The sequence below is a fragment of the Acinetobacter sp. YH12098 genome, from assembly GCF_013419235.1.
GTDB classification, from domain to species: Bacteria; Pseudomonadota; Gammaproteobacteria; order Pseudomonadales; family Moraxellaceae; genus Acinetobacter; species Acinetobacter amyesii.
This window is the reverse complement of the sequence record NZ_VPAO01000064.1, coordinates 1-10,356: the sequence shown is the minus strand read 5'-3', so window position 1 is coordinate 10,356 and position 10,356 is coordinate 1. Positions and strand designations below refer to the sequence as shown.

Here is a 10,356-nt window from a genome sequence, read left to right as displayed (position 1 = left end):
TCAGTGATTCACAGGTGCTTGGTGATTTACTTAATCAGATTCCACAAGATGAGCGGATTGACTCTGTTTATACCGATGGAGCTTATGACACCAAGCAATGCCGTCAGGTCATTGCAGATCGGCAAGCGCATGCGGTGATTCCACCTAGAAAAAATGCGAAACCATGGAAAGATACAAAGAGTAGCTCGCTAGAACGAAATGAATTACTTCGAACAGTTAAACGTTTAGGCAGGACACTATGGAAAAAATGGTCAGGCTATCATCGGCGAAGTTTGGTAGAAACCAAGATGCATTGCATTAAATTATTGGGCGATAAACTGAGTGCAAGGAGCTTTCAAAGCCAAGTCAATGAGATTCATACATGTGTGGCAGTCCTCAATAAATTCACTGAATTAGGTCAACCACTTACCCAAGTTATGCCTTAGATTTGGCTCGATTATGGGCGCTTTGCATTTCAAATCTTTGTGCAACAAAGCCCAATTAACATAATACGGATTATGCGAAACGTAGATCCACGTGTTTACACTTTTTGACTTATGACACCCATTATTTAAAATAATGGGTGTTACTCTGTTGAGTTTTCAGAATTCAGTAGAATACATTTACCATCAATTTTACCAACTAAACTTATAGGCTTGGATGTTTCTACATCATCAAAAGATATCTCAACTAATAGATTTTGATCTTCGAAAGATTCTAATTCTTCAATTAATTGCTTGATAGTTTTACCACGTGTGACCCATTCTGGATTTTTAGTCATATTATTTCCAGCTATTAAATATTTCTAAAATTAACATAATACACCTTATACGAATTCCCAGAGCATGGCTTTCAGCCATGCTTTTGTTTATCAAAATAGTATAGATATATGAATTTTAAGATAAAGAAAAAGCCTTATAGTCTCTCCCGGAACTATAAGGCTTATAAATCGCTGTAATTTTTTTCTTAATTACCTACTTTTTTCCTCTATAGGTTATGAATATATTTTACCGATAGGGAAAAAACAAAGATATAAGACAAAAGATGAATATGCTAAGAATTCCGCGTAAAGCCTACTAGTTTCGCATAACGCCCATTATGTTAAATGGATTTTAAAAGGCCTCATATAGAAGCCATTAGAGTATTAGTTGTTACCGCAAAATTGATATGTGAGCATGCCTAATACAGTAAATATCAGTGAGCCGATCACATGGATAGCTATCGTAGAAATTGCATACTCAAATTTTGAAGATTGTAATAAGCCCACCACTTCAACCGAGAAGGTTGAGAAGGTAGTCAATGCACCACAGAAGCCTGTTACGACAAATAATTTGTAATTGGGACTTAGAGAGCTATTTGAAAAAAATGATACTGCTAACCCGATAATGAAAGCACCGATCAAGTTAACCAGTACTGTCCCAAAAGGAATATTTTCAAAGACATTGTTAAATTTAAGACTTATACCCCAACGAAGCCAGGCACCAAATATAGAGCCAAGAGCTATTGATAGAAGGGAAAAATACATAGTGTATGCGCTCCAAAATAAAAGTAGAGCGCACACCTACGCACTCTACTTGGAAAGAGAGTTACGTAGGCATCATCAGCCAGAACTGGCGGTTTGTAAAAGGAGGAATACCATCTCCTTATAAGAGAAATTTTAAAACTATTTTTTGAAAGATCAACAATTTTTAAAATTAACACAATGGCTGTTATTCAAATAGGATTTGGAGGGACTATTTATTCTTTCAATAAGCAAACACTTGTGGAGTTTTTCTTAATTTGTCATCCTTGCGGCCAAGGGTGTCTAGCGTAGCTAAGGCAGGTATTCGTTATAGTCGGGCCGCTATAATACGGATGACGAGTGCCTGTATGTTTAACTTAAATATCTTTAATAAGATCTCTAGCGAAGTATTGACCATCAAAAATGATCTTGAGCTGAAATCTGAAAATCAACTGATAATCAAATATAAGACTTCTACTTCTGAAAATTATAAAAAAGCAATTATTTTGATCTTTAAAGAACGTGGCTATACCAGGTTGGAAATAGGTCAGTTACTTGAAGGACAATTCTAAAGATTTCCTAAAATTAACATAATACACCTTATACGAAACGTGTTATAATTTACTTTGAAATTCATATACTTATTTCAAAGTTTATAGCCCATCTTCCCCAAGGTGGGCTTTTTTTATGATTTTTCACGTTCCACGCCTATTATTTAAGCAATGTTTCACGATTTTGATTAGCTCAATTGAATAATCAGGATGCCTGGTCTTTTTCTTTTTGGCGTTTATGCAGCTCTTTTTTCAGCTCCTTTTTATCCTGGTACGATGCGATCAGCATGATCGGGATCAACAGCGGGGCCACAATAATGCCTAGGGCAATGTCTTTCAGTTTCGGCATGATCTTTCTCCCTTAGTCATTATCAAAAACAGCATTCAGTACACGGCCAAATAAGCCACGTTTTTTCTTTGTCTCATAATGCGTATTTGGTACGTGTTTTGGTGTTTCATTAGGGCGTGTCACCAATGTCTCATGGGATGTTTTAATTTCACTATCTCTATTATTATCAATAGTTTCACTTATTCCACTATTGTTGTCGCATGGTGCATCATTGGAATGTGTCACTGGTGTATCATGAGACATTTTTTCTTCAGACTCTTTATGCCCTAATAGCAATTGAAAGCGGTCTATTTGATCTAAATAGCGTTTCTCACGATCTTTGTATGACTCAATTTCCTTTTTCATAAAATCAACAAGCTGACGTAAATCAGCATCATCTTTAGACTGATCCACTTCTTGTTTTTGTTCATGCTTTTTGATCGGCTCTCCAAAGCATCGGATGACTTCTGCAATATCAAAAAGACCATCAGCGCTTCGAGATATACGCCCTTCTTTTATGGCCCTATATAGCGTAGAACGACTGACGTTAAAGCGGTTAGATACTTCACTTAGTGATAATTTAGCCATTTACTAAATCCTTTTATTTAATGGCATATATCCCACTTTTTTTAGGTATGGATATAGTTCTTTGATTTTTTCAGGATCGTGAAGCATCTCAGCAATACGAATAGCAAATTGTGGATAGCTTTCAGTTCCCTGGGAATACCGACCCATTTCCGGTAGCTCTGAAAGTTTATTGGCAAACATGTGGCGTTGTGCATCGGTCATTTGGGTAAAGAGATCTACCGTGTTTGGATCTCTTTCTGAAGGTATCGAATCAATTTTTTTATGCTTAAAAGTGAATGATAAGCCTGAGATAGATCTTCCTGTTTTGTACTGTTCGTATTTTACATGTATATCAGTCAGCTCATTGATTTGCTTTATGGCTGGTTCTAAAACACGACTTTTAAAATTAACCATTTTTTGATATTCATTCATCTCAAGTCCTAATTTTTCTCTGAACTCAGATAAAGAAATAACAGGTGTTTTTCCTACGTCTCTCCAAGCAATTAGAAACTCATATAGACGAATAGCATATTTGCTAGTTAGTTGCGCAACCTGTTTAAGTTGATAGCTCGTAAAGTGCTTTTCCAATCTTGTAATAAGAGGAACAACATCTGGTGCAAAGGTAACTTCTAATGTAGCAAGGTCATCAACATATGCAATTCGGCTAACCCAGCGGGATTTGACTACAATTTCTTTGTTTGTATCTTTATGAATTTCCTTAAAAGAGAACTTTCTTTCAAAAAGATTATTAACTGCATTTTTTAGAGCGTTATACGCAGCTTCTTTGGTGACATCAAAGCGAGAAGCATAATCAGAAGCATGGATTTCTAATTTACTGTCGGATGAGATCCCTTGGCCTGTTTCTCTTGCTCTTATTATTGATAAAAGGATAAGCCGTTGCTCGGTTACTTCGAGATTATAACTGGCATTAATTAAGGCATTATCTTTTACTACTAAGTCATTTTTCATAAGACTGCATAGGTTATAAGTGTTATTAAGACTACATTAGCATTCGATGTAATCAAATGCAAAGAAATTGTAGTCTTATGACAAAGAAATTGTAGTCTTATGACAAAGAAATTGTAGTCTTATGACAAAGAAATTGTAGTCTTATCCACCTTGAAAGCCTTGCAAACAAAGGTTTTCAGAGAGTCTAAAAGCATTAAAAACTTTAAAAATAATTAAAAGCCAAGGTAAGGAAAAATTGCCCTCGGTTTTCGCTACGCTCAAACTCTATTGAACTTCGCTTTCGCTCAGTTCGTAGGGGCAATTTTTGGCTTAAAATTTCGTGACTTTTAAAAAAGAAAAGCAACTAGGAATTCGCTTCGCTCATAGAACTTTTTCACTCGCTTCGCTCGACATAAAGCCATCGTAATCAGTTCGCACCCATTCGGGATGCTCTGATTCTGAGTTCTTGATACACAGGGGAGCCTGTAATCAGGGAAAAACAGGTGAAAAAATTTAGATCCCTGTAGTTCGCTCGTAGACACTCGCTAAATGCTCTCATTTGCGATTTAAGAGTTTTTTCTTAACTCAACTATAAATCTACTGTGGTTTAGCAAAACATCGCTAAAAACCCTATTTTTTTGCGTTTAAACAGCATTCACCAAGGTCGGTAATCGTTGTTATTTTCATTTTCTGGTTTTTTAGGCTCGTTTTTCTGCTGTTTTTCCAATTCTTGGCGTTTTAAAAATGCCAAATGTTCTCGTTCGTGTCTTTCTTGTTCATAGCGTTGTTCTTTTTGCTCTCGTTCTTTACGTAATTGCTCTCTAAATTCACTTTCTCTGCGATCATTTTCAATTCTTCGTTGGCGATCTACTTCCGTTTGGCGTACTTGCTGCATTCTTTCTTGTTCAATTTTGAGATCATCTGCCCGTTTTGCTTTAAGGAGGGGACTCATATCATCATTAAAATCATGTAGGGTATCGAATGAATGAACGTACTCTCGTTTTAGCTTCTGCCAAAACGTGGGTTTTATCGTTGGTCGTTCAATCCCATTATTTTCCAGTATCTCTGAGCATTGACCTAAGCGTTGGACGACATTCTCAATATCGTATTCTTTAGCAAGTTGTTCGACCTCGGTTGCGTATTCTCTCCAGTTCTCATTTTTTGCCTGTTCTACTGATTTTTCAGTCGCATAAAAATCAGGTTTTTTTATATCTCTGTAAGTATGATGATAAGAGTCATAAAACAAATTATTGGTATGTAGGTAAAAATCGCTTTTGTTTTCTGCTAACCATCGTTTTGTCTTGGTGAGATTTGATTCAATCTGCTTTTGATTATCAGCAGCATTGCTTTGAATGGTGTAAAACTGATTGGCAAATTCTGCATAAATATCTTGGCACCGGATGAAGTCATCATATGCGTTGTCGATCTGTTGAACCTGTTGTTCTTGCAGGCGTTCTTCTTCTAGGTTGAGATTTACTAATTCTGCTAAAAGCTCTTTTTCTTCTGCTTCGGTTAACTGAAGTTCGTTTTCCAGCTGGGTAATCTGATCTTCTAATCGACTTGGAACAATAATTTCTTGATCAAGGCCCTTGATGATCTGTTGGTATTCTCGTGCAGCATCTAAATTTTTGGCTTTGATTGCATCATTTTCAAGTGCAATTCTTGGTAGCACAATTTCAGTGTTACGTTCTTCAAGCGGTCTTTTTTGTTCCTCGTCATATTGTCTGCGAAGTGCTGTAGCTTCATGCCCTTCATGATGGGTGGGTTCAAGGAAACCTAAGCCTTGATCTTTATAACTGCGGTGGTCGATGCGTTCATCTAGTCCAGCATTTTCCAATACTGTGTTTACAACATTGGCAAAAGTTGCTCGGCTGTCCTTCAGGATCTCGGGACCATGGTCGTTGAAGATTCTTTGTTTTTTGCCTAATTCGCCTTTGTCATTCACGACTCTGGTCGTGAACATGATGTGGACATGGAAATTTTTATTATTGGTTTCATCATCATGATCATGTGGTGCATGAATACAAGCATCGACAATCACATTATGTTTTTTGACAAAGTTAGAGCAGAAATCATCAACGATTTTTATGCGTTCTGCATCTGTTAATTCATGTGGTAAAGCACAGATATATTCTTTGGCGAGTCGTGCATTGGCTTTCATTGAGCCATTGGCATTGAATTCTTTTTTTTCTACTGTATTCCAAAGTGTTTGACGGTCTAAAAGTTTTGTATTGGTATGTTCTGGTGCATAAATATTTTTGTATTCAAGTCCCTTTTTTTTAGTGTAGTCCTGAGTCTTTCCAAAAGTCAGATCCTCTAATTTTTCACAGGCACGATAAGCAGCACAAGCAACGGCTGAACGTCCGTCACTTCGTGAGATGTTGCTTTCATTCAAATGAAAAATTGCCACTTTAAAAACCTAAATTTCTGCATACCGTGGTTTTGATTTTTGCAACTTTGAAAAAGTTGCTGACCATGCTAAAGCGAGGTCATGGGGTACAGGGGTTTCCCCCTGTCGCAACGTCCACTTTTGAATGAAATGATAAAAGTGGGTAAGTGCGCCCTTCGTTTCACTTCGGGAAAACTTCGCTTCGCTACGTTTGATATTGCTCGCTTTGTTTTTTGACTCTATGATGATGTTTGATTATTGATCATCACGGTTTAATACTATGTCAGATATTCAAGAAAAGAAAGATGCAGTTTTAAAGAAACTCACCAAAGCACAGCAGAAAAAATTATCCCTGCAAGAGCAAATTGAGTATTTAAAAAAAGAACAAGAGCAGATCTTAGAACAGGCAAAACAGAAACAGAATGAGCTTAAACTCAAACAGCAAAAACTTTTAAGCGAAGCAAAAGCCCAAGAACGGAAAAATGAAACTAGACGGAAAATTTTGCTTGGCGCTTGGGTTTTGAATAAATTTAAGAATGATGAATCTTTTAAACATCAATGGGCTGATTTTGAGCAGTTTTTAAGTGCGGAAAGTAAGACAGAAGAAAATAGACAGAAAGATAAAGAGCTTTTTAATGATCTTTTTAAGGGATAAGTTCTAAATTTCATATAAGAGATTTTATGTTAAATCACTGATGTTTGATTTTAGAATAATATTATGAATTGCTTTTATCTCTTCCTCTTTTTGAGCTTGAAACTTTCCATAAGTTGAAAAATGTAAATGCTTATAGATTAAAGGTTTTTTTTCATGAAAAACTTTAAGAGTATGTCCTTCTATTTGTTTAGCATCATTCATCCATGAAAATATAGATGTTTTTTTCATTAATTTAAAAACAGCGTCAGAGATAAATACAGCTTTAGTGTGTTCTGAAAAAATGGCTTTATGAATGTATTGTAGATGATTTTTATCAAGATCAGAGCTTTTCAAATCATTTCTACCAGTTGTGGGAAGATGAAGAAGCTCGATAAATGAAATACGAGAAGCATCTTTGCAAGAAAGTCTAATTTTTGAAAATTCTTTATGATATTTTCGCCCATCTCCTTTATATCCATCTAATAAAAAAGGATGATGTACATTGTATTTCTGCCAAAATGAAATAGCATCCTCATGATATTCAATGATTTTAGAAAATATTTTTTGTTCTTCAATATTGGGAGCGTAATTGGCATCTAAGCCAATAAATAAAAACTCTGCTTGAGTAGGACAACATCCCTGATAAGGTTTTTGGCGGAAAGCGTGAATTAGTTTTTCACTTGGATGAACGTTATACATATTTTTATCAGTAGACGTAATGCAAAGAATATTAGTTTATCCGATATAGACACCAACATATTAAACCGTCCGATAAGAAAATCGCAAAAGCGCATATTCTAAAAGTGGACATTTTTATTGGTGAGAATATAGACATTTTGAATGGGTTCTAACAGAGAGCTGTAATCTCTCGTTTTTTTGTTCTAAAACTGCTAAAATTCTTATACGCCATTGACGTACTTGAACCTATGCTATTCATTGAAACCAGTATTTTTACCAAGCAAATCAAAGAGCTTGTGAGTGATGAAGAGTATCGTCAGCTCCAGCAAGATCTCTTGGTACAGCCCGATAAAGGCGACTTAATCAAGAATGGCGGTGGTATCCGTAAAGTACGTTGTGCTCAAGGTAATAAGGGTAAAAGTGGTGGTATCCGGGTGATCTATTATTGGGTCACAGAGGATGATCAGATCTTTTTCCTAGTGGCTTATCCAAAGTCTGTGAAAGATAATCTGACCGACAAAGAGACCTCGATCCTACGTCAATTAGTGAAGGAGCAATTTCATGGATAACAACTTATTTGATGACCTGGTTGCTTCAATCAAAGAAGCTGGTGCTATCAAACGTAATGAGATAAAGGCCAGTCGAGTTACAGCGCTTGAATTGCCGGATATTAAAGAAGTACGTGAGAAAACTGGCTTAACCCAGGCAGAGTTTGCTGCACGTTTGCATATCAGCGCGAGAACTCTACAAAACTGGGAACAAGGCCGTCGCTATCCGACTGGTCCTGCAGCAACTTTAATTCGTATTCTTGATGCTCATCCAAGTCTAATTTAGAAAATTGAGATAATAAAAAAGCCCGACATCCTGTCGGGCTTTTTCATATCGGGTTGCTAGTCTTACTGATCTCGTGCTGCCCATTCCTTGCGCTATTTTCTTATTCTTGTTTTCTAGAAACATCCAGTTCCCTTATGTATTCATCATAGGGCTAATGCTTTGGATTACCAATCCGCAAAATCCTTAAATCTGTGTAAGTTTTAGCTTACAAAGTTGGCCTACTTTATCCCAAGAGTTGTCCGCAGAAATTGGGGATAGTTTCGGGATGTGGGGTATTGATAAGCCAGAGAAAAACGACAATTTGATTAAATATTGATCAATTTTATTGGCAAGAAGTATCAAAATTGCTTAAAAAGAAACCGACTTGTTTCCAAGTCGGTTTTTTGTGGTTTTTTAGGGGGATGAAATTTTTTTTAACTATATGAAAAACAAAGATATTTTAAAAAGCATTTCGTATAACCACCATTATGTTAAATAGGCTAAAAATATACTGTAATTTTAGAGTTTTCTTTTGGATATGATATAAAAATGTACAGACCTAACAGTTTAATTTAAAAGTTAAAAATTGAATAAATTAACAAATATTTTTATGGCTTTAGGAGTATGCCTTTCAATGGAAACATTTGCCGAACCTGTTTTTTCTAATGATTTATTAGCGAAAGCTGAAAATTGAGATACTTCTGCCCAGTTAGAATTAGCTGAGATTTATCTATATGGCCATGGTGTTGATTCAGATGAAAATCAAGCTGAAATTTAGACCTCTTGCGAAAGTATTATTTTTGACTATTTTAGACTTTGATATTTATTTAAAAATCAACGTTTATCACTGATTAAATTTTGACTAACGCAAGAGGTCTAATGGAGTAGATAATGTTTAATCTAATCGATAAACAATTTGATGAATTAATGAAATCGGCTAAGTTTCAGGCATTAGATGGTATTTGGCTATCAATTAGTCGATTAGATAATGATTTAGAATTTTATGAAATTGTGGATAATAACTTTGATTTAAAAAAAACAATATTTTTCTATATTTTAGAAAAGTTAATGAGAAATGGTGATTTATTACTTGCTAAAAGCGAAAATGATGAAATTTTATATGACATACCTATCTCTGAGCAATTGGAATGGTTCAAACTATCATTCCCTAAATCAGAACGACATGCAGAGGAATTAGGGGTTGTTGATGTCGGAACTTGGCTTGTTGTTTACGATAAAGATTTTTGTCCATTAAGACCTGTTTGGGTCTATACACTTAAAAATGGTGAAAAACATTTAGAGTGGGCATAATGATTAATAAGTTTAATGTTGATCAAATTGACTATATGTTAAATTTTCAAGAAGCGAAGTATCATGATTTAGGATGGTTATGGGGTGCAATTGACAGCTTAGAACGAAATATCGGTTTACCAGTAAGTTTAATAAATAATTTTGCTTTGAAAAAATAATTTTTTTCAATATGTTAGGCTTTGTTGCACAAATCTATCTGTAAAGGCTTTTTCAGCGATATAATTTTCAAATGAAGAAGCCTACACACAAAATCTACCGCATAACCAATTGGCCCGCATATAACCGAGCACTCATGAGTCGCGGAAATATTGCCATTTGGTTTGATCCTGCTACGCAATGGTATGCGCCATCAAAAGGCAAACAAGGGCGAAATCAAACCTACTCCGACGCAGCCATCCAATACTGCTTAATGATTAAATCCTTATTTCGTCTGTCTTTACGTATGGTTACTGGCTTTGTGCAAAGTCTGATTAAACTTTGCGGATTAAATTGGATAGCTCCAGATTACACCACGCTTTGTAGACGAAAACAGCATATTGATATTGCAATCAGCTACCAAAAAAGTAGCGATGGGCTGCATCTACTCGTAGACTCTACAGGCATGAAGTTTCTAGGTGAGGGCGAATGGAAACGCAAGAAACATGGAGCTGAATATCG

General features: G+C 35.7%; 15 protein-coding genes, 1 pseudogene and 1 riboswitch. Of the genes and pseudogenes, 9 read left to right on the top strand and 7 right to left on the bottom strand.

Going from position 1 to position 10,356, the window contains the following annotated elements; all coding sequences use genetic code 11:
* On the top strand, nucleotides 1-425 hold a 425-nt coding region (locus tag FTU38_RS16025), incomplete at its 5' end, for an IS5 family transposase (RefSeq protein ID WP_180111836.1).
* Between the two features lie 140 nt (nucleotides 426-565).
* Here FTU38_RS16025 and FTU38_RS16020 read toward each other — a convergent pair.
* On the bottom strand, nucleotides 566-760 hold the full coding sequence (locus tag FTU38_RS16020; RefSeq protein ID WP_180111835.1) for a hypothetical protein: 195 nt from the start codon (nucleotides 758-760) through the stop codon (nucleotides 566-568).
* Between the two features lie 363 nt (nucleotides 761-1,123).
* Nucleotides 1,124-1,504: a fluoride efflux transporter CrcB gene (gene crcB / locus FTU38_RS16015; protein ID WP_180111833.1), complete on the bottom strand. Its 381-nt coding sequence runs from the start codon at nucleotides 1,502-1,504 to the stop codon at nucleotides 1,124-1,126.
* Between the two features lie 59 nt (nucleotides 1,505-1,563).
* Nucleotides 1,564-1,631: riboswitch (Fluoride riboswitch) on the bottom strand.
* 217 nt (nucleotides 1,632-1,848) lie between these two features.
* Between crcB and FTU38_RS16010 the strand changes: the two genes are divergently transcribed.
* Nucleotides 1,849-2,052 (top strand): hypothetical protein, encoded by a 204-nt coding sequence (locus FTU38_RS16010; RefSeq protein WP_180111839.1) that lies wholly within the window; start codon nucleotides 1,849-1,851, stop codon nucleotides 2,050-2,052.
* 184 nt (nucleotides 2,053-2,236) lie between these two features.
* Here FTU38_RS16010 and FTU38_RS16005 read toward each other — a convergent pair whose 3' ends face one another.
* The 4 genes from FTU38_RS16005 to mobQ all read right to left on the bottom strand — a co-directional run bounded on the left by FTU38_RS16005 (nucleotide 2,237) and on the right by mobQ (nucleotide 6,284).
* Nucleotides 2,237-2,380 carry a hypothetical protein gene (locus tag FTU38_RS16005; protein WP_171406656.1) on the bottom strand — a complete coding sequence of 48 codons (144 nt, stop codon included), beginning with the start codon at nucleotides 2,378-2,380 and terminating at the stop codon, nucleotides 2,237-2,239.
* Nucleotides 2,381-2,392: 12 nt separating this feature from the next.
* Nucleotides 2,393-2,947 carry a plasmid replication DNA-binding protein gene (locus tag FTU38_RS16000; protein ID WP_068975321.1) on the bottom strand — a complete coding sequence of 185 codons (555 nt, stop codon included), beginning with the start codon at nucleotides 2,945-2,947 and terminating at the stop codon, nucleotides 2,393-2,395.
* 3 nt (nucleotides 2,948-2,950) lie between these two features.
* Nucleotides 2,951-3,895, bottom strand: a complete 945-nt coding sequence (repM, locus tag FTU38_RS15995) for a replication initiation protein RepM (protein WP_068912167.1) — start codon at nucleotides 3,893-3,895, stop codon at nucleotides 2,951-2,953.
* 634 nt (nucleotides 3,896-4,529) lie between these two features.
* The gene (gene mobQ, locus FTU38_RS15990) at nucleotides 4,530-6,284 is read right to left on the bottom strand and encodes a MobQ family relaxase (protein ID WP_373685637.1); all 1,755 of its coding nucleotides are present in this window, start codon (nucleotides 6,282-6,284) and stop codon (nucleotides 4,530-4,532) included.
* A gap of 259 nt (nucleotides 6,285-6,543) precedes the next feature.
* Here mobQ and FTU38_RS15985 point away from each other — a divergent pair, with 259 nt between their 5' ends.
* Nucleotides 6,544-6,918 carry a hypothetical protein gene (locus FTU38_RS15985; RefSeq protein WP_086322809.1) on the top strand — a complete coding sequence of 125 codons (375 nt, stop codon included), beginning with the start codon at nucleotides 6,544-6,546 and terminating at the stop codon, nucleotides 6,916-6,918.
* 24 nt (nucleotides 6,919-6,942) lie between these two features.
* Here the strand turns inward: FTU38_RS15985 and FTU38_RS15980 are convergent, their stop codons facing one another.
* On the bottom strand, nucleotides 6,943-7,596 hold the full coding sequence (locus FTU38_RS15980) for a hypothetical protein (protein ID WP_005086345.1): 654 nt from the start codon (nucleotides 7,594-7,596) through the stop codon (nucleotides 6,943-6,945).
* Nucleotides 7,597-7,823: 227 nt separating this feature from the next.
* Here FTU38_RS15980 and FTU38_RS15975 point away from each other — a divergent pair, with 227 nt between their 5' ends.
* The 6 genes and pseudogenes from FTU38_RS15975 to FTU38_RS15950 form a co-directional block, all read left to right on the top strand.
* On the top strand, nucleotides 7,824-8,144 hold the full coding sequence (locus tag FTU38_RS15975; RefSeq protein ID WP_000897309.1) for a type II toxin-antitoxin system RelE/ParE family toxin: 321 nt from the start codon (nucleotides 7,824-7,826) through the stop codon (nucleotides 8,142-8,144).
* Nucleotides 8,137-8,409 (top strand): NadS family protein, encoded by a 273-nt coding sequence (nadS, locus tag FTU38_RS15970; RefSeq protein WP_130114462.1) that lies wholly within the window; start codon nucleotides 8,137-8,139, stop codon nucleotides 8,407-8,409. Before FTU38_RS15975 ends, nadS begins: the two co-directional genes overlap by 8 nt.
* Before the next feature lie 613 nt (nucleotides 8,410-9,022).
* Nucleotides 9,023-9,163 (top strand): annotated as a pseudogene (locus FTU38_RS15965) (SEL1-like repeat protein); the annotation flags it as partial.
* A gap of 116 nt (nucleotides 9,164-9,279) precedes the next feature.
* Nucleotides 9,280-9,699 carry a DUF596 domain-containing protein gene (locus FTU38_RS15960; protein ID WP_180111831.1) on the top strand — a complete coding sequence of 140 codons (420 nt, stop codon included), beginning with the start codon at nucleotides 9,280-9,282 and terminating at the stop codon, nucleotides 9,697-9,699.
* A complete protein-coding gene (locus tag FTU38_RS15955; protein ID WP_180111827.1) occupies nucleotides 9,699-9,857 on the top strand; it encodes a hypothetical protein in 159 nt (52 codons plus the stop codon). The genes FTU38_RS15960 and FTU38_RS15955 overlap by 1 nt, the downstream gene beginning before the upstream one ends.
* A gap of 71 nt (nucleotides 9,858-9,928) precedes the next feature.
* A partial coding sequence (locus tag FTU38_RS15950; RefSeq protein WP_180111829.1) for an IS5 family transposase occupies nucleotides 9,929-10,356 on the top strand: 428 nt, incomplete at its 3' end.

What these genes read in the sequence shown, in the direction of transcription:
- FTU38_RS16020 (WP_180111835.1), bottom strand. Translation starts at nt 760, where the DNA reads ATGACTAAAAATCCAGAATGGGTCACACGTGGTAAAACTATCAAGCAA.
- crcB (WP_180111833.1), bottom strand. Translation starts at nt 1,504, where the DNA reads ATGTATTTTTCCCTTCTATCAATAGCTCTTGGCTCTATATTTGGTGCC.
- FTU38_RS16010 (WP_180111839.1), top strand. Translation starts at nt 1,849, where the DNA reads ATGTTTAACTTAAATATCTTTAATAAGATCTCTAGCGAAGTATTGACC.
- FTU38_RS16005 (WP_171406656.1), bottom strand. Translation starts at nt 2,380, where the DNA reads ATGCCGAAACTGAAAGACATTGCCCTAGGCATTATTGTGGCCCCGCTG.
- FTU38_RS16000 (WP_068975321.1), bottom strand. Translation starts at nt 2,947, where the DNA reads ATGGCTAAATTATCACTAAGTGAAGTATCTAACCGCTTTAACGTCAGT.
- repM (WP_068912167.1), bottom strand. Translation starts at nt 3,895, where the DNA reads ATGAAAAATGACTTAGTAGTAAAAGATAATGCCTTAATTAATGCCAGT.
- FTU38_RS15985 (WP_086322809.1), top strand. Translation starts at nt 6,544, where the DNA reads ATGTCAGATATTCAAGAAAAGAAAGATGCAGTTTTAAAGAAACTCACC.
- FTU38_RS15980 (WP_005086345.1), bottom strand. Translation starts at nt 7,596, where the DNA reads ATGTATAACGTTCATCCAAGTGAAAAACTAATTCACGCTTTCCGCCAA.
- FTU38_RS15975 (WP_000897309.1), top strand. Translation starts at nt 7,824, where the DNA reads ATGCTATTCATTGAAACCAGTATTTTTACCAAGCAAATCAAAGAGCTT.
- nadS (WP_130114462.1), top strand. Translation starts at nt 8,137, where the DNA reads ATGGATAACAACTTATTTGATGACCTGGTTGCTTCAATCAAAGAAGCT.
- FTU38_RS15960 (WP_180111831.1), top strand. Translation starts at nt 9,280, where the DNA reads ATGTTTAATCTAATCGATAAACAATTTGATGAATTAATGAAATCGGCT.
- FTU38_RS15955 (WP_180111827.1), top strand. Translation starts at nt 9,699, where the DNA reads ATGATTAATAAGTTTAATGTTGATCAAATTGACTATATGTTAAATTTT.